General features: G+C 71.9%; 14 protein-coding genes. 4 read left to right on the forward strand and 10 right to left on the reverse strand.

All coding sequences use genetic code 11. The annotated features are described in order from the left end of the window. Positions 1–705: 705 nt before the first annotated feature. Positions 706–1,827, reverse strand: coding sequence for a glycerophosphodiester phosphodiesterase (locus C7C45_RS09140; protein WP_110563173.1), 1,122 nt, complete (start codon positions 1,825–1,827; stop codon positions 706–708). A gap of 141 nt (positions 1,828–1,968) precedes the next feature. Between C7C45_RS09140 and C7C45_RS09145 the strand changes: the two genes are divergently transcribed. Together C7C45_RS09145 and C7C45_RS09150 are read left to right on the forward strand one after the other, a co-directional pair. Next, positions 1,969–3,303: a TrkH family potassium uptake protein gene (locus C7C45_RS09145; RefSeq protein ID WP_110563174.1), complete on the forward strand. Its 1,335-nt coding sequence runs from the start codon at positions 1,969–1,971 to the stop codon at positions 3,301–3,303. A gap of 18 nt (positions 3,304–3,321) precedes the next feature. Beyond that, positions 3,322–3,990: a potassium channel family protein gene (locus C7C45_RS09150; RefSeq protein ID WP_110563175.1), complete on the forward strand. Its 669-nt coding sequence runs from the start codon at positions 3,322–3,324 to the stop codon at positions 3,988–3,990. 37 nt (positions 3,991–4,027) lie between these two features. On the opposite strand, the gene C7C45_RS09155 is transcribed toward C7C45_RS09150, so the two are convergent. The 7 genes from C7C45_RS09155 to C7C45_RS09185 all read right to left on the reverse strand — a co-directional run bounded on the left by C7C45_RS09155 (position 4,028) and on the right by C7C45_RS09185 (position 12,775). Further along, the gene (locus C7C45_RS09155) at positions 4,028–5,692 is read right to left on the reverse strand and encodes a serine/threonine-protein kinase (protein WP_110563176.1); all 1,665 of its coding nucleotides are present in this window, start codon (positions 5,690–5,692) and stop codon (positions 4,028–4,030) included. 71 nt (positions 5,693–5,763) lie between these two features. Continuing rightward, positions 5,764–7,326, reverse strand: coding sequence for a fused MFS/spermidine synthase (locus C7C45_RS09160; RefSeq protein WP_244200300.1), 1,563 nt, complete (start codon positions 7,324–7,326; stop codon positions 5,764–5,766). 36 nt (positions 7,327–7,362) lie between these two features. Further along, positions 7,363–8,307 (reverse strand): coiled-coil domain-containing protein, encoded by a 945-nt coding sequence (locus tag C7C45_RS09165; protein ID WP_482805341.1) that lies wholly within the window; start codon positions 8,305–8,307, stop codon positions 7,363–7,365. A gap of 287 nt (positions 8,308–8,594) precedes the next feature. Then, positions 8,595–9,404: an inositol monophosphatase family protein gene (locus C7C45_RS09170; RefSeq protein ID WP_110563179.1), complete on the reverse strand. Its 810-nt coding sequence runs from the start codon at positions 9,402–9,404 to the stop codon at positions 8,595–8,597. Beyond that, entirely contained in the window at positions 9,397–9,849 is a 453-nt protein-coding gene (locus C7C45_RS09175) for a response regulator (protein ID WP_110563180.1), read from the reverse strand. Before C7C45_RS09175 ends, C7C45_RS09170 begins: the two co-directional genes overlap by 8 nt. Further along, a complete protein-coding gene (locus C7C45_RS09180; RefSeq protein ID WP_110563181.1) occupies positions 9,846–11,579 on the reverse strand; it encodes a sensor histidine kinase in 1,734 nt (577 codons plus the stop codon). The genes C7C45_RS09175 and C7C45_RS09180 overlap by 4 nt, the downstream gene beginning before the upstream one ends. Then, a complete protein-coding gene (locus C7C45_RS09185; RefSeq protein WP_110563295.1) occupies positions 11,576–12,775 on the reverse strand; it encodes a PP2C family protein-serine/threonine phosphatase in 1,200 nt (399 codons plus the stop codon). Before C7C45_RS09185 ends, C7C45_RS09180 begins: the two co-directional genes overlap by 4 nt. A gap of 289 nt (positions 12,776–13,064) precedes the next feature. Here C7C45_RS09185 and C7C45_RS09190 point away from each other — a divergent pair, with 289 nt between their 5' ends. After that, a complete protein-coding gene (locus tag C7C45_RS09190) occupies positions 13,065–15,485 on the forward strand; it encodes a M28 family peptidase (protein ID WP_110563182.1) in 2,421 nt (806 codons plus the stop codon). Between the two features lie 46 nt (positions 15,486–15,531). Here the strand turns inward: C7C45_RS09190 and C7C45_RS09195 are convergent, their stop codons facing one another. Next, entirely contained in the window at positions 15,532–16,470 is a 939-nt protein-coding gene (locus C7C45_RS09195) for a threonine/serine dehydratase (protein WP_341866481.1), read from the reverse strand. Between the two features lie 135 nt (positions 16,471–16,605). On the opposite strand from C7C45_RS09195, the gene C7C45_RS09200 reads away from it, so the two are divergent. Beyond that, the gene (locus C7C45_RS09200) at positions 16,606–16,959 is read left to right on the forward strand and encodes a hypothetical protein (RefSeq protein ID WP_110563184.1); all 354 of its coding nucleotides are present in this window, start codon (positions 16,606–16,608) and stop codon (positions 16,957–16,959) included. Positions 16,960–17,175: 216 nt separating this feature from the next. Here the strand turns inward: C7C45_RS09200 and C7C45_RS09205 are convergent, their stop codons facing one another. Then, a complete protein-coding gene (locus C7C45_RS09205; RefSeq protein WP_244200301.1) occupies positions 17,176–17,358 on the reverse strand; it encodes a hypothetical protein in 183 nt (60 codons plus the stop codon). Positions 17,359–17,444 lie beyond the last annotated feature (86 nt).

Genomic DNA, 17,444 nt, shown 5'->3' on the forward strand with positions numbered 1-17,444 from the left:
CCGCCGCGCCACACCACCGGACCCTCCCGCCGCGCCACACCGCCGGACCCTCCCGCCGCGCCACACCGCCGGACCCTCCCGCCGCCTTGATCGACACCAGGTCGGCGATATTGCGGCATCGGCCGGGCTGGACACCCCTATATCGGCGTTATGGCGCGGGCGGTCCGCCGCAAAGCCCGCGGTGGTCGCCGGTCACGGCCAGCGCCGCCAGCGCCTACCCGGAAACCCGCCCCAGGCACGGGCATCGGCCGTGGACCGGCGAAGATCGTGCTCGATCCTGGAAGTAGGGGCCTCGACCGCGCGCTGACACCACTACAACCAGGATCGGGCGCGATCTTGGCCTGCGAGGCCACTACAACCAGGATCGGGCGCGATCTTGGCGGCTCGGCGCGCGGTGACACCACTAGAACCTGGATTGGGCGCGATCTTGGCGGCTCGGCGCGCGGTGACACCGCTACAACCTGGCTCGGCGCGATCTGTGGGTGGCGGCGCGCGGGGTGAACGTTCACCCTGGGCTGGCCTCGCCGTCGTGCGATCCCGGTCGGCGCGGTCCCGCAGACGTGCCGCTGGCCCGCCGTCCGGGTGGCGGACGGCGGGCCAGCGTGTGGGCCGGGCGTGGTCGGCCCGATGGTCGGTCCGGAGCCGATCAGCTCCGGGCCGAGGTCAGCTCGGCGAGGCAGGCTGCCCCGTCGACGTTCGGAGGGGTCAGTTCCCGGCGAAGCCGGCGCGGGCGGCGACGGCGGTGTCGGGCTGGTCGGTGAAGACGCCGTCGAGGCCCAGACCGAGGAAGAGTTCGTACTCGGCGGTGATGTCGCCACGAGCGTTGGGATCGGTGCCGATTCGGAAGTTCACCGGGAGGAACTGGTTCTCCGCGCGGAACGTCCAGGCGTGCACGAGTAGCCGCTCCCGGTGCGCGTCGCGCACCACGTTCGTCGGGGCGAGCAGGGCACCGGCGGCGTCCCGGGGCACGATCAGGTTCTTGTTCGGCCCGATGCCGTCGGCGTACCCGGCGATCCACTTCAGCCCGGCCGGCGAGGCCAGGTCCTGGTAGCTGCGGGCGTCGCCGGCGACGGTGAAGTCGTACGGGCGGCCGGTGGCGTCGAGCAGTTGGATCAGCTTGACGTCGGTCAGCCGGCTCAACCGGCGCAGGTTGGCCGTCTCGAACGACTGGATGAAGACCGGCGAGTTCTTCCGGTCCAGCTTGTTCTGGCGCAGCACCCGGAGCAGCGGCTCCTCCAGCGGCAGGCCGATCGAGGCGAAGTAGCTCGGGTGCTTGGTCTCCGGGTAGATGCCGATGGTGCGGCCCCGTGTCCGCCCCTCGGCTCGGGCCAGGTCGATGACCTCCTGGAGGGTGGGCACCTCGAAGCGGCTGTCGAAGGCGGTGTTCGGCACCCGGACCTGCGGAAGCCGTTCCTTGGCCCGCAGCGTCTTCAGCTCGGCGAGGGTGAAGTCCTCGGTGAACCAACCGGTCACCGTGACGCCGTCGATGGTCTTCGTCGCCTTGCGGGTGGCGAACTCCGGGCGGTCGGCCACGTCGGTGGTGCCGGAGATTTCGTTTTCGTGCCGGGCGACCAGCACGCCGTCGGAGGTGGAGACCAGGTCCGGCTCGATGTAGTCGGCACCCATCCGGATCGCCAACCGGTACGCCTCCAGGGTGTGCTCCGGCCGGTAGCCGCTGGCGCCACGGTGGCCGATCACAATCGGTCGGTCGTTCGCCCGGGAGCGGTCCGCGTCGGCCACCGGTTCGGCTTCGGCCATGGTCGGCACGGCCACGGCGGCGGTGAGCAGTACGCCGGCCAGGCCCAGGGTCGAGAGGGTGCGTCGCATCGCCGTCTCCTGTCGTCGGGGGAAGCCGTTTCAGCAGACCTCCTCGGATTGGCCGGCAGTTGGTCGATGGCTGGCCGGGAGGTGAATCTCCGGAATGGGCGTTCCCGCTCCGGGTGGCGGGCGGAAAAGGAAGATTGTCTGGTGCGCCGGTTTTTCCGCAACCCCGTGCGGCTGGTGCCGTTCGCGTTCCTGGTGCCGATCCTGCTCGGTTCCGGGTTGCTCATGGCGCGCTGGGCGACCGCCGACCACGAGCGCCCGCCGCTGGTCACCGCGCTCTTCACCGCCACCTCTGCCGTGTCGGTCACCGGCATGGCGATCAACGACACGCCGAACTACTGGTCCGGCTGGGGCCTGTTGGTGATCACCCTGCTCACCCAGCTCGGCGGTCTCGGCATCCTCACCGTCGCGGCACTGGTCATCCTGGTGGTCTCCAGTCAGCTCGGGCTGCGCAACCGGCTGCTGGTGCAGGCCGAGACGGCGGAATTCGGTATCGGCGACGTGGGCCGGCTGCTGCGCCGGATCGCGGTGACCGTCTTCGCCTGCGAGGCGGTCATGACCGCGCTGATCGCCGGTCGACTCTGGCTGGCCTACGACTACTCACCCGGGCGGGCCCTCTGGTCGGGTGTCTTCCACGCCGTACAGGGGTTCAACAACGGTGGCTTCGCGCTCTACTCGGACGGTCTGCTGGCGTTCAGCCGTGACCCGTGGGTGTCGCTTCCCCTGGCGGTCGGCGCGATCATCGGTGGGCTCGGGTTCCCCGCGTTGTTCGAGGCGGTCCGCGAATGGCGTCAGCCGGCGCACTGGGCGGTGGCGACCAAGCTGACCATCTGGGGCAGCGCGGTGCTGCTGCTGATCGGCTTCGCCGGTCTGCTCGCCGCCGAGTGGACCAACGCGAGCACGATCGGCCAGTACGACGTACCCGGCAAGATGCTCGCGTCGTTCACCCAGATCGCGTTGAGCCGTACCGGCGGCTTCAGCGTCCTGAACATCGCCGCCCTGCAGGAGGAGAGCTACCCCCTGCTGATCGTGCTGATGTTCATCGGCGGGGGCAGCGCCAGCACGGCCGGTGGCATCAAGGTCTCCACGTTCTTCCTGCTGGCGTTCACCCTCTGGGCGGAGCTGCGTGGCGAGCCCGACGTGACGGTCGGGCACCGCCGGGTGGCCACCGCCAGTCAGCGGCAGGCGCTCACGGTGGCGCTGCTCAGCATCGCGCTGGTCACGCTCGGAACGATGACGTTGCTGCTGCTCACCGAGGGCGTCCGCTTCGTCGCGGCCCTGTTCGAGATCACCTCCGCGTTCAGCACCACCGGTCTGACCACCGGCCTGGCCGGCGAACTGCCGGCCGGCGGTCAACTGACCCTGACCGTGCTGATGTTCATCGGCCGGATCGGGCCGCTCACCCTCGGGTCGGCGATCGCCCTGAACACGCGACGCCGGCTCTACCGCTACCCCCAGGAACAACCCATCGTCGGCTAGCAGGGAAGGAGCGGCGAGGTGTCGGCTAGGAGAGCGGACAGCGACGGCGTCGTGGTGATCGGGCTGGGTCGCTTTGGTTGCCACCTGGCCGGGTCGTTGACCCGGATGAACCACGAGGTGTTGGCCATCGACCGGAACCCGGCGCAGGTGCAGCGCTGGTCGGCGCAGCTCGACCGGGTCGTCCAGGCGGACTCGACCGAGGAGGGGGCGCTGCGGCAGCTCGGCATCACCAGTTTCGGGCGGGCGGTGGTGGCCATCGGGGCCTCGGTGGAGGCGAGTGTGCTCACCGTGCTGGCACTTGTCGAGCTGGGCCTGCCACAGATCTGGGCCCGTGCGACCTCACAGAAGCACGCCAAGATCCTGTCGTCGGTGGGCGCACACCACGTGATCTTCCCGGAGGCGGAGACCGGGGACCGGGTCGCGCACCTGATCGTCAGCCGGTTACTGGACTTCATCGAGTTCGACGACGATTTCGCCATCGCCACTGTCCGGGTGCCGGAGTCCCTGGTCGGGCGCACCCTGCTCGACCTGCGGCCGGAGGAGCGCTACGGAGTTCGGGTGGTCGGTGCCAAACTGCCGGGCGAACGTTTCCGCTACACCTCGGACGACACCGCGCTCCCGCAGGGTGGGGTACTCATCGTCGAGGGTGGAATCGACCAGGTGCAGCGGTTCGCGGGACAGCGCTGACCTGGCGGTCGGTGTCAGCGACCGTCGCGGCCCTCGGTCAATGTGGCGCTTTCCCCCGGCCACCGCCACCGGGCCCCTCGCCCTTGGCCGGCTTCGCGGGGCCCTTGGCGGGCTTCGGGGGCTTGGCCTTCGCCGCGCCGCCGCCCGCACCGGAGCCGCCGCGCACCGTCGTCGCCTTCGGCGGGGCGTTCGTCGTGGCGGCCTTACTCGGCGGTGCCGTGGACGGCGCACTGCCCGCGACCCCGGAGACGCGGACCCCGCAGGTCGCCTCGCCGAGCCGGAACTCCACCGGCAGCGGGTTCGCCCCGGTGTACTTCCCCGTGAGGGTGAGCTTCTCGGCCGCACCGGGTGCCAGCGTGTTGCGCTGGGCCGTCGGCCGAACCAGCACCGTACTTCCCTGCTGCTGCACCGGCGCGGGCTCGGCCTTCGTCACCGTCTGCTGACCGGGGAAGGTGAAACTCATCGCCCAGTCCCGCAGCTCACGCTCACCGGTGTTGGTCAGCGTCAGCTCCGCGGCGAAGTCGGTGCCCGAGTCCGTACGCAGCGCGTACGCCACCTCGCAGGGCGTTGCCGTCGGCAGACCCATCCGGGCCTCGGTCGTCGGCCGGCCCTCACCGCTGGCCGGGGTACGCGAGGTGAACCCCCACATCGCGCCGGTGACCGCGATCAGCCCGACGGCGGCCACTCCGGCCTCGACCCGCCGACGTCGGCTCACCCGTTGCCGTGTCCGCCGGTGCCGTTCGCGGGTACGCGACAGCGGCAACGCGTCGGTCGCCGCGGACCAGGGCAGGATCGTGGTACGCGCACTGCCCAACATGGCCGCATCCAGTGGCCCACCGGCCGGGGAGACCGGCACCGCCGCGAGCATTCCGGCTGCGTCCGCGAGGATCCGGGTCAGCTCGGCGGTGGCCGGCCGGTCGGCCGGCCGCTTGGCCAGGCAACGCCCCACCAGGTCGGTCACCTCGTCGGGCAGCCCTGCGACGGTGGGCATCGGCTCCGGGTCGTTGTACATGTGCGCGCGCAACATCTGCGTGGTCGTGTTGGCCCGCCACGGCAGCCGCCCGGTGAGCATCCGGTAGAGCAGCAGCCCGACGGCGTACACGTCGGTGGCCGGGGAGACCTGGCCGTTGTCGAGCCGTTCCGGAGCGAGGTACGCGGGAGTGCCCAGCAGCGCGCCGTCCGGCCCCTTCTCGCTCTCCCCGACCAGCGCGGAGATACCGAAGTCGACGACCTTGACCCCGGTCGACGTGAGCATGACGTTGCCCGGGGTGACGTCGCGGTGCACCACGCCCCGGGCGTGCGCGGTGGCCAGCGCCGAGCTGACCTCCGCGGCGATGGTCACCGCCTCCCGCCACGGCAGCTGGCTCTCCCGGCCCAACCGGCTGGCCAGCGAAGCGCCGTCGACCAGCTCCATCACGACGTAGGGAACGGTCAGGCCGACCTGCTCGGACTCGCCGTAGTCGTACACGTTGGTGATGTTGGGGTGGCAGAGCCGCGCGGCGGCCTGCGCCTCGATTCGGATCCGGTGGCGGAAGGCCCGGTCGCTCGCCAGCCGCGAGGCCAGCACCTTCACCGCGACCTGGCGGCCGAGCACCTCGTCGTAGCCGCGCCAGACCACCGACATGCCGCCCGCGCCGAGCTGCTCGATGAGCCGGTACCGCTCATCGAGCAGTTGCGCGCCGTTTCGGTCCCCACCACCCATGGTGACCGTTGTTGCCCGCGACCGGCCGACCTACACCTGGAGTATCGGAATCGGTCAGAACTGTCACCCGTTCAGGCGGTGGCGAGCAGTTGGTCCACCGGAGCGTAGTCGTCGGTCAAGACCAGCGCCCGGCCGACGAATTCCGTCAGCTCCGCCCCGTCGAGCAGGCTGACCGTGGGATCCACCTCGCTCAGCCGGGTGCGGACGGCGTCCAGCGGCAGCGGCGCGTCGGAGCCGACGATGAGGAAGTTGGAACCCTGCTCCTCGGCGAGCGCCTCCGGTGGGGCGATCAACGCGACGTGCCGGAACTCGGCGGCCACCGTGGCCAGCTCGGCGCGGATGAACCGCAGCGGCGGGTAGTCGATGACGTTCTGCACGTACACGCCGCCGGGGCGGGTCACCCGCCGGACCTCGGCGGCCATCTCCCGGGTGGCCAGGTGCCAGGGCACCACCAGGTGACCGAACGCGTCACCGACCACCAGGTCGCGGCTGTCCGTCGGCTCGCCGGCGACCAGCATCCGGGCGTCGCCCACGACCGCCCGCAGGTCCGGCCCGGTGCGTACGCCCAGCTCCCGCTCGCCCAACTCGACCAGCCCGCCGTCGATCTCGAAGACCACGTTGTCGGTGCCCGGCCGCGTGGCGGTCAGGTAGCGCGGCACGGTGAACCCGCCGCCGCCCAGGTGCAGCGCGTCCAACCGCTGACCGGTCGGCGCGGCCACGTCGGCGACCGCGCCGATCCACTTCGTGTACGCGTACTCCAGGTGCCTTGGGTCGGCCAGGTCCACGTACGAGTGCTGGGCCGAGTTGAGCAGCAAAGTTCGGCCGGTGGACCGGTCGGGATCTGCCGTGACCCGGGCGCAGTGGTACGCGGTCTCGATGTCGCACGGGTTCGGTGCGACGGTGGTCAGCCCCGCCCCGACCAGGCCGAGCACGGCCAGCGCGGCCCGGGTCCGGGCGGGACCGGGCAGCTCGGTGGGCTCCTGCCGGCGCAGGTACCAGCCGAGGCCGATGCCGACCAGCCCGAGCGCGACCGCCAGGGTCAGCAGGATGACCGTGCTGCGCAGTGCGGCGACCAGTACGAAGCCGGTGAGCAGGGTCGCGGTGATGCCGCCCAGGGTGCCGATCCCGGAGAGTCGGCCGACCACCTGGCCGGTGCGGCGCAGGTCGGCGAGCTGAAGCTTCACGACCAGCGGCGTGACTGCGGCCAGCAGTGCCGCCGGCACGAACACGGCCAGAGCGACAAGCAGCAGGATCGCGCTGGCCGCACCACCCCGCAGCACCTCACCGGCGTACCGCACGACGGGCAGGGTGATCGCGGTGGCGATGCCGGCCAGCACCAACGCTGGCGCCAGCAGGCCTCGCGGGTTGCGCCGGTCGGCCAGCCAGCCGCCGGACCACGCCCCGTAGGCGATCGCGGCCAGCGCGATGCCGATCACCGAGCTGGTCACCTGGAGGGTCACCCCGACGTACGGGCCGACCAGGCGCAGCGCGACGGTCTCCAGCACCAGCACGGCGCCGCTGGAGAAGAAGACCAGGAAGGCGGCCAGGCCGTTGGGCAGCGCCCGACCGGTGACGGACACGGGCGGGGCCGAGGAGGCCGGCGGGGCCGCCACGTCGGACGGTGGGGTATTCATCGTCGCGATGGTACGCAGCGAAGCCGGTGGCCCGGGTCAGTACAGCGATAGATGAACGTGGTTCGTGTGGGACGCGGCGGGACTGCCGCTGCCGCTGTACGAGCGCCAGCCGGTGCCGGGGTGCCAGATCTGCCGGTACCAGATCACGTAGAGCACACCCAGTCGGTCGGCGTTGCGCACGTGCCAGGCAGCCAGACTGTCGCCGTACGCCTTGTCGCCGCCGGTCGCGTTGCGGTCCTCGAAGCCGTTCGTGGCGGCCGCGAAGTCGCAGGCCCGCCCCTTCGGGTGCTCGCCGCCGCCACCGGTGCGTTTGCAGGAGACGTGCCGCTTGTAGCCGGCCGCCTGGGTCTGGTTCAGCGCGTGCAGGGTGCGCGGGGTGATGCAGCCGGAGGTGGTCGGGTCCTTCACGGAGCAGGATTCCGACGGCCAGGATCCGTCGGAGTTGCGCGGTGCCGGCTTCGCCGAGGCGGAGCTGCCGCCGCTGAAACCGTTACTGCCGCCCGAGCTGACCTCGGCGAGCGCCGCCTCGGCCTCCTTCTTCTTCTTCGCCATGACGGCGAGCTGCTTCTGCTGCTCGCGGACCTCGGTGTCGATGGCGACCTTGGCCTGCTGCGCCTGCTGCCGGGCTTCGTGGAGGTCCCGCAGCCGCTTGCTGTCCCGCTGGGCCATCAGCTCAAGGTCGCTCGCGCGTTGCAGGAACGTCTGCGGCGTGGCGGTGTTGAGCAGCATGGCGACCGGGCTGAGCCGGCCGGCGCGGTACGACTGCGCAGCCACCTCGCCGACCTGGGCGGTGAGCCCGACCAGTCGACCCTCGACCACCGTCAACTCGCCGGTCAGCGCCGTCTGGCGACGCTTGGAGTTGTCCAGTTTGGCCTTGGCTTCGATGTGAGCCTTGGCGGTCAGCTCCAACGCGTCCTGCAGCTTCTTGCTGCCACCCTCGCCGGGTTCCGCGTACGCGGGCACACCGGTGCCGCCCAGCATCAGCGCGACGGCGGCGAGCAGGGCGAACAGTGCGCGGCGACCGAGCCGCGGGCTGAGCCTGGTCCTGGGCACGACAGCGTCCTTCCGTCGACCGCCGGCCCCCGGGTGAACAACTGCGCGGCGGCGTCCCCACCGGCGCCGGTCGGCGGCCTGCTGGCGGAGACCGCCGTCACGATACCGGACGGTGAGCCGGTGACCAGCCCCCTGACCGTCGGGCTGCGTCGATGTCGACGGAGCGTCTCGACGACGTCGCGCAGTGCGCGGATCAGGGGCCAGGAGCGCGCGGATCAGGGGCTCAGGAGTGCGTCGCGCACCTCGGCCCAGACCTGCTCGTTGACGGCGACGAGCAGACCTCGACCGTCGTCGGCGGGGTGGTAGTCGACACCGTCGAACCGGCGGGCAACGCCACCAGCCGCGCAGACCAGCACGGTGCCCGGCGCGTGGTCCCAGGGCAGGGTGCGCCAGAAGAGGACGAACTGCTGCTCGCCGCTGAGGATGTCCAGATACTCCCGGCCGGCGCAGTGCTGGCCGGGCAGCAGCTCACCGAGCCGGCGGCCACCGGCGCGGACCCGGTCGCGGGTCTCCGGCGGCAGGAACTGGGTCATCGCCGCGCCGCGCAGCTCGCCGAGTGGCGGCGCCGTGCCGGCGCCGTCGACACGTCGACCGTTGAGCAGGGTGCCGTCGTCCGCCCAACCTGCGGCGAGAGTGTCGGCGAGCGGGTCGAGGATCCAGCCGGCGGTCGGCCGCCCGTCGGTCAGCAGCGACACCATCAGGGCGAACGGCCGGCGACCCGCGGCGAAGTTGGCGGTGCCGTCGACCGGGTCGACCAACCAGACGTCCCCGCTGTCGCGCAGGTGCCGCAACAACCCTGGGTCGTCGGCGACGCCCTCCTCACCGATCACCGTCGAGCCTGGCCGCAGCCGACGCAGCCCCGCCGAGAGCAACTCCTCGGCACGGCGGTCGGCGACGGTGACCACCTCGCCGGGCGCCTTCTCCGACACGTCGGCGTCGTCGAGTTTGCGAAACAGTGGCAGCACGACCTGGTCAGCGGCCTCGCGGAGCAGGTCGCCAACGTCGTCGAGCAGGGTGTCAGCCACGCGGCGGCAGCTTGACCACGCTGACGAAGAACTCGTCGATCTGCCGGACCACCGCGATGAAGCGCTCGAAGTCCACCGGCTTGGTCACGTAGGCGTTGGCGTGCAACTGGTAGCTGCGCAGGATGTCCTCGTCGGCCTGCGAGGTGGTGAGCACCACCACCGGGATCCGGCGCAGTTCCGGGTCGTTCTTGATCTCTTCCAGTACCTCCCGGCCGTCCCGGCGGGGCAGGTTGAGGTCGAGCAGGATCAGATCGGGCGCCACCGCGTCCGCGTACTGACCCTCCCGCCGCAGGTAGGCGAGCGCCTCGGCGCCGTCGGAGACGACGGTCAGCCGGTTACGCAGCTTGTGCTCCTCGAACGCCTCCTGGGTCATCAGCACGTCACCCGGGTCGTCCTCCACGAGCAGGACCTCGATCGGGCTGTTGCCATCCGCCGGCGCGGTCATCCCACCGTCTCCCTCATGTCACCCGTTCTACCGCTTCCCGGCGACCCGTCGGCCCGGTCCGGCCGGTCCGAGGAGTCGGACTGCTCCGTCACCGCTGCCGGAACCTCGGTCGAGGGCGCCGCGTCGCCCGCTGGCAAAGCCTGCGGCTGCTCCGACGAGTCGACAGCGGCAGCCGCCTCGATGTCCTTTGGAAGCGCCGGCAGGGTGAACCGGATCGCGGTGCCCTCCGGTACGTCGGTGTCTACCCAGACCCGGCCGCCGTGATACTCGACGATCTTCTTGACGATGGCCAACCCGATGCCGGTGCCCGGGTACGCGTCCTTCGAGTGCAGCCGCTGGAAGATCACGAAGATCTTGTCGGCGAACTCCGGCTCGATCCCGATGCCGTTGTCCTGACAGGTGATCTCCCACTCGGCGCCCACCAGCCGGGCCGAGATGTGCACCTTCGGCGGCACGTCCGCCCGACGGAACTTGATCGAGTTGCTGACCAGGTTGGCCAGCAGGTTGGTGAGCAGCGGCTCCTCACCCGAGATCACCGGCAGCTCGGACCAGGTCAGCTCGGCGTCGGCGTACTGCCGGGCGGCTTCGGTCTGGCCGGCGACGTCGCCCATCACCTTGTTGAGGTCGACCTCGACGAAGCCGGTGGTGAGACGGCCGATCCGGGAGAACGCGAGCAGGTCGTTGATCAGGCGCTGCATCCGCTGCGCGCCGTCCACCGCGAAGGCGATGTACTGGTCGGCCCGCTCGTCGAGCTGCCCGGCGTAACGGCGCTGGAGCAGCTGGCAGAAGCTGGCCACCTTGCGCAGCGGCTCCTGCAGGTCGTGCGAGGCGACGTACGCGAACTGCTCCAGGTCACGGTTGGACCGGGTCAGCTCCTCGGCCTGCTTCTGGAGCTGACTGTTGACCCACTCGATGCGCTCGCGGGCCGCGCGCACCTCAGCCAGGTCGGCGGCGATCTTCTGGCGCATCGCGTCCACGTCCTCGCCGAGCCGGATGAACTCCGGCGGGCCGACGGCGGCGATGCCGTGCTGGTAGTCACCCTCGGCGACCTCGCGGACCTGGTCGGCAAGCCCGGTCAGGGGCCGGATCACCATCCGGTCCATCGAGAGCAGCAGTACCGCGCCGGCCACGACCACCACCAGCGCGGCGACGATCAACAGGACGACCAGCACGTTGCTGCTGGTACGCACGTTGTCGGCAGACTGCTCCCGGGCGGCCAGGATCTCCTCCTGGAGGTCGTTCACCGCCGAGCGCACCCCGTCGAACTGCTGCCGGGCCCGTTCGGTGACCAACGCCTGACCCGCGCTGGTGCCGCGCTGCTCGGTGGTCGCTATCACCGGCTCCGCCACCGACTGCCGCCACTGCGCGGTGCGCTCCTCGACGATCCGCAGCTCCTGGCCGATCTGCGGATAGTCGTCAAGTAGCGCGCGCATTCCGGCGACGACGCTCTTCTCCTGCTCGAGCCCTTCCCGATACGGGTTCAGGTCGGCCGGATCACCGCTGACCGCGTACCCACGGATTGCCGTCTCCTGGTCGAGCAGCGCGTTGAGTAGTTCCTGTGACTGCACCCGCAGCGGGCCGGTCTCGTTCAGGACGGCGTCGATCTGGGTGCGGTTGCGGGCGGCCATCGCCGCTTCCGCGCCGGCCAGGGCGATCAGCAGCACACCCACGACGGTGAGCAGCGTGATCACCCGACGGCGCAGACTCAAACCGCCGACCACCGGCTTCACCGGCCACCGCCCCTGCTGACCAGCAGCATGGCCACGTCGTCGGCGAGCGGGCCGCCGTTGATGTGTTCGGCCCTGCCGACCAGCCAGGCCGGCAGCTCGGGCAGCGACACCGTACGGTTCGCCGGCTCGTCCAGCAGCCCACTCAGGCCCGGCACGTCGAGCCGCTCGTTGCCGGCACCCACCCGCCCCTCGATCAGGCCGTCGGTGTACATCAGCAGGGACCAGTCATCGGTGTCGAACTCCAGGTCGTAGGCGATCGGCCGGCGGGGTCGTACGCCGAGCAGCAGGCCGCCGGGCGCGGGCACCGGGGCGACCCGGCCGCCGGAGAGCAGCAGCGGCGGCGGGTGCCCGGCGAGTCGGACGGTGGCCCGGTTGGCGTCCAGGTCGAGCCGGGTGGTGGCGACCGTCGCGAAGATCTCCTGCAGCCGGCGCTCACTCATCAGCACCTGCTCCAGCGCGGGCAGCACCTCGTCGTCCGGCACTCCGGCGAGCACCAGGGCCCGCCAGGCCACCCGCAGCTCCACACCGAGGGCGGCCTCGTCCACCCCGTGCCCGCAGACGTCGCCGACGATCAGGTCGAGGCGGTCCGGCCGGGTCTGCACCACGTCGAAGAAGTCCCCACCGATCAGCGCGGCGTGCCGCCCGGGCCGGTAGAAGGTGTGCACCGCGACCTGGTCGGTCGTCATCAGCGGCTGCGGCAGCAGGCCGCGTTCGAGCCGGGCCGACTCGGCCTGGCGCAGCTCGACCTCGCGCAGCCTGCGGGCGTTCTCGTCGGCGCGTTTGCGCTCCACGGCGTAGCGCAGGGCACGGGTCAGCAGCACCCCGTCGACCTGGCCCTTGACCAGGTAGTCCTGTGCCCCCTCGGCGACCGCCACGACGCCCAGGTGCTCGTCCGAGCGGCCGGTCAGCACGCACACGGCGGCGCCGCTGGACATCTCCAACACCTGGCGCAGCCCGTCCAGCCCCTGCGCGTCGGGCAGGCCCAGGTCGAGCAGGACGCAGTCGACGCCGGTGATCCGCTGCCGTGCCTCGCTGAGACTGGTGGCGACCAGCAGGTCGATCATCGAGTTCGTCTCGGCGAGCAGCTCTCCCACCAGGAAGGCGTCACCCTCGTCGTCCTCCACCAGCAGCACCCGCAACCGCTCGCCGGGTGGCAGGTCGGCGTGCCGCGCCAGGCCGCCGTGGGGGTACGGCACGACTGGGGAACCGGCCAAGCCGGCCCCCCGGTGCGGCCGGGTCACCGCCGCGAGACGCGGGAGTTCGCTGGTGATGTCGGGCTCCTTCCGAGTGCCCTGCTGATCCTGTATTAGACAACGGTCGCACACAACACGACGCCTGCGGCGCGGGCGGGGATGGGCCGCATCACTGCCCGCGGAATGACAAACCGGGCGGACGGCCGACGTCGGGCGAAGCGGCCATCCCATCCGGGGCCGCCGACGGGCAGGATGGTGCCACCCCAGGCCCCGCCACCCCCGAGGAGTTCCCGTGGGCGCACCGACCACCCCGGCCACGACGGGCACGCCGGCCCGTCGGACTCCGGGCGTACCCGCTGCCGACCGTGCGTTTACTCGGCCGCACCGGCGGCTCGTGGCCGCCGCGGCGGCGCTGGTGGCGCTGGCCGCCGTCGGCGCCGGCAGCCTGCTCGACCTGCGCACGCCGGCGCCGAAGCCGGCGGACTCGCCGGCGGGTGAGTTCAGTGCCGCCCGGGCGTACGAGGACGTGCAGGTGATCGCGGCCCGGTCACACGTCGCCGGCAGCCCGGCCAACGACCAGGTTCGCGCGCACATCGAGCAGCAGTTGCGCGGGCTGGGCCTGGAGACCGAGGTGCAGGACACCGTGGCGCCGGAGGCCGGCCAGCTCAGCGGGGCGGCGGGCGGGGCGACCCTGGCCCGGGTGCGCAACGTGGTGGCCCGGCTGCCCGGCACCGACTCCACGGGCCGGGTCTTCCTGGTCGCCCACTACGACTCGGTGCAGACCGGGCCGGGCGGCAACGACGACGCGGCCGGCACGTCGGCCATCCTGGAGGTGGCCCGCGCGCTGAGCACCGGCCCCCGGCCCCGCAACGACATCGTCTTCGTGCTGACCGACGCCGAGGAGGCGTGCCTCTGCGGCGCGGCCGCGTTCGCCGCCAGTCACCCGCTGGCCGCCGACGGCGGTGTGGTGCTCAACCTGGAGGCGCGGGGTTCCACCGGGCCGGTGATCATGTTTGAGACGTCCCGGAACAACGCGAAGCTGGTGGACGTCTTCGGCCGGTCCGCCCCGCACCCGGTCGGCACCTCGTTCGCGGTGGAGATTTACCGCGCGCTGCCCAACGACACCGACTTCACCGCGTTCCTGGACCAGAAGTTCGTTGGGCTGAACTCGGCGTACATCGACGGTGGCGCGATCTACCACACACCGTTGGACACTCCGGCGGCGCTGGACCGGGGCAGCCTCCAGCAGCACGGGGACAACGCGCTGGGCCTGGCCCGGGAGTTCGGCCGGACCGACCTGACCGACCTGCGCTCCGGGCACGACGCCACCTACTTCCCGGTCCCCGGCGGGCTGGTCCGCTACCCGGGCTGGCTCACCCTGCCGCTGGCCCTGCTCGCGGTGGCCGCGGTGGCCGCGCTGGGCTGGTTGACCCGTCGGCGGGGCCGGGCCAGCATCGGCCGGCTGGCCGCCGGCTTCGCGCTGGCCCTGGTGCCGATCGTCGCCGCGCCGGTCGCCGCGCAACTGCTCTGGCTGGCGATCACCACAATCAGACCGGGGTACGCGGAGCTGCTCGACCCGTACCGGCCGATCTGGTACCGGTTGGCCGTCCTGGCGCTCGCCGCCACCATCCTGTTCACCTGGTACGCGCTGACCCGCCGCCGGATCGGCCCGGCCGCGCTCGCCGTCGGCGGGCTGGCCTGGTTGGCCCTGCTCGGGGTGCTGCTCGCCGTGGCGGTGCCCGGCGGGGCGTACCTCACCACCCTGCCGGCGTTGGCCGGTGCCCTCGGCGGGCTGGTCGCGCTGCGTACCCGGCAGACCGGGCCGTGGCCGGTGGTGGCGGTGACCGCCGCCGCAGCCGTCGGCGTGATCATCCTGCTGCCCACCGTGGTGCTGCTCTTTCCCGCGCTGGGGATGGCCATGGGCGGGGTGGCCGCGCTGGTCGCGGTGCTGCTCGGCCTGACCGCCCTGCCGGTGGTCGACCTGCTGCACCCGCAGGCCGGCGGCCAGCGCGGCATGCGGGCGTTGCGGGCCCGCCGGCTCGGCGCGCTGCCCGCCGCGGCCGCCGCCGTGACGGCGCTGGTGCTCGCCGGGGTCGGGCTGGGCGTCGACCGGTTCGACGCCGCCCACCCCGCGCCCACCCACCTGATGTACGCCCTGGACGCCGGCACCGGCCAGGCCCGTTGGCTCAGCCAGGAGAGTGACCCGCAGCCGTGGACGGACGGCTACGTGGACGGGGCGACCCTCGTCGAGGACGACTTCCCCGGAATCAGCGGCGATTTCCTGCGGGCCGGCCCTGCCCAACCGGCGAACCTGCCGGCGCCAAAGCTGGAGGTGTTGGGCGACACCAGCGTTGGCGGCGAACGCACGCTGCGGCTGCGGCTCACCCCGCAGCGGGCAGTCCGGGTCACCACCCTGCACGTCGAGACGATCACCGCCAAGGTGCTGCGTGCCGAGGTGGCGGGTCGCGCGGTGTCCGCGCAGGAGGGCGGCCGCCGGTGGGGCTTCGGACTGGTCTTCCACGCCCCACCACCGGAGGGTGTCGAGATCACGCTCACGCTGGAGCAGACGGCGGGGCCGGTGCCGATACGGGTGATGGACGCCAGTGACGGGCTGGACGCGCTGCCCGGCTTCCGCCCCCGGCCGCCGGACGTCGGCGTCGTCGGGTCGCACACCTCCGAGATGCTGGCGGTCGCCCGCACCTATCCGATCTGACGGACAGCATCGTGGTCCGGCGGGGCTTGTTCCCCGTCGGACCAGGTCAGTGCGGCGCGGCGGGGCCCAGGTCACTCGGGTCGGTGTTGCCACCACAGACGATCACTGCCACCCGCTCCCCCGCCTGCGGCACGTACGCGCCGCCGACCAGAGCGGCCAGCGCGGCGGCGCCACCCAACTCGGCGGCGACCCGCAGCTCCGACCAGAGCAACCGGCGGGCCCGCACCAGGTCCTCGTCACGGACCAGTACGGAGACCACCCCGGTCCGGCGTGCGGTGTCGAAGGCGATCTCGCCGATCCGGCGGGCGCCCAGCGAATCCGTGGCGATGCCGCCCACCTCGATGTCGACCGGCCGGCCAGCCTTGAGGGCCGAGTGCAGGGTGGGGATCTGCTCGGGCTCGACGGCGACGACGCGTACCGAACCGTCGAACCAACTGGCGATGCCGGAGACCAGCCCACCGCCGCCGACCGCCACCAACACCGTGTCGATCCCGTCCACCTGGCGTTCCAGCTCCCGGCCAACGGTGCCCTGACCGGCCACCACCTCGGGCTGGTCGTACGCGTGCACGACCAACGCGCCGGTCTCCCCGGCGCGCTGGGTGCTCGCCGCCAACGCCTCGGCGTAGTGCTGGCCGACCTGGCGCACCTGGGCGCCCAACCCGGCCAGCCGCTGCACCTTCACCGGCGAGGAGGTGACCGGCACGAAGACCTCCGCCGCAACGCCCAGCGACCGGGCCGCGTACGCGACGGCGAGGCCATGGTTGCCGCCCGAGGCGGCGATCACCCCGGCCGTCGGCAGCGCCCCCTGGAGCATCCGGTTGAACGCGCCACGTGGCTTGAACGAGCCGGTGTGCTGGTGCAGCTCCAGCTTGAGGCTGAGCTGCCCGGGCACGCCCAGGTCGGCGCCGTCGACGGCGATGACCGGGGTCTCCCGCACCCGCCCCTGCACCAAGGCGGCGGCCGCCTCGACGTCGCTTCTGTTCACGATGGGAAACGCCCTTCACTACGACCGGAGGACCAGTCGACAGTCGTCGGTGGGCCCGCCGAAACATCCTATGGAGATTTCATCGCCGCCTCGGCGGAGACGACGGCGAGCCGCCCGGCGATGGATACTCCTGCCATGACGCTGGCGCCACCACGCCCCGACATCGCCCGTAGGGCCGACCCGCGCGCCTCGTTGCTGGTGCTGATCGGCTGGTACGCGGCCGTCGTCGTGGCGTTCGGACTGTTTCTCGGCACGCTCTCCGGGTCGCTCCCTGCGGATTGCGGCGAGGGGTGCGACTCGGAACGGTCCCGAATGCTGCTCTTCGGGCTCTACGTCGCCCTGCCGGCGATGTTCCTCGCGCTGCTGATCAGCCTGGCAACGCTCGCGGCCCTCGTCTCCCGTACCCGGATCCGCTCGGCGGCGCTCGTGGGGACGCTGTCCGCGGTGGTGCCGCTGGCCGTGTGCGCCCTCCTCACCGCGAGCCTCTGACCCCCGGAGGTTCAACTCCGATATCGACAGGGTGCCGCTCTCTGGCGAGCAATGCGCTCGGCCGCCTCACGTCCTCCCCTCGCCGGTGCGCCTCCAAGTGCTCCCGTAACACTGCCTGCCAGGCCTTACTCCCGGCCTCGTCGATCGGCCCGCCGCACCAGCGGTGCGACCAGTCGGAGTAATGCATGCCCTCGTCACCCCGGTGGACGCGGCCCATCAGCGCGTCCATGCCACGAACCGCTCGTACAGCTCGGCCGGTGCCACGTCGGGCAGCTCGACGGCGACGATGAAGAGCAGGCCAGCGACGTACATGGAGAGGCCGATGCGGTCACGTGCGTACGCCTCGGCCAGGCGTACCCGCGCGGGATGGCACGGCCAGGGCGTCTCCGGCGCGCACATCTGACAATGCCATTGCGGCCGGCGCGGCAGATGCTCCCCTTTCATCCGGCGATCCAGTGCTGACACCAACCGTTCAGCCTGGTTCA

It is taken from the genome of Micromonospora arborensis, from assembly GCF_003205615.1.
Lineage (GTDB): Bacteria > Actinomycetota > Actinomycetes > Mycobacteriales > Micromonosporaceae > Micromonospora > Micromonospora arborensis.

Coding starts and splice junctions, on each gene's coding strand:
- C7C45_RS09175 (WP_110563180.1), bottom strand. CDS start 9,849: ATGACCGCGCCGGCGGATGGCAACAGCCCGATCGAGGTCCTGCTCGTG.
- C7C45_RS09200 (WP_110563184.1), top strand. CDS start 16,606: ATGACGCTGGCGCCACCACGCCCCGACATCGCCCGTAGGGCCGACCCG.
- C7C45_RS09165 (WP_482805341.1), bottom strand. CDS start 8,307: ATGCTGGGCGGCACCGGTGTGCCCGCGTACGCGGAACCCGGCGAGGGT.
- C7C45_RS09160 (WP_244200300.1), bottom strand. CDS start 7,326: ATGAATACCCCACCGTCCGACGTGGCGGCCCCGCCGGCCTCCTCGGCC.
- C7C45_RS09140 (WP_110563173.1), bottom strand. CDS start 1,827: ATGCGACGCACCCTCTCGACCCTGGGCCTGGCCGGCGTACTGCTCACC.
- C7C45_RS09205 (WP_244200301.1), bottom strand. CDS start 17,358: ATGTGCGCGCCGGAGACGCCCTGGCCGTGCCATCCCGCGCGGGTACGC.
- C7C45_RS09155 (WP_110563176.1), bottom strand. CDS start 5,692: ATGGGTGGTGGGGACCGAAACGGCGCGCAACTGCTCGATGAGCGGTAC.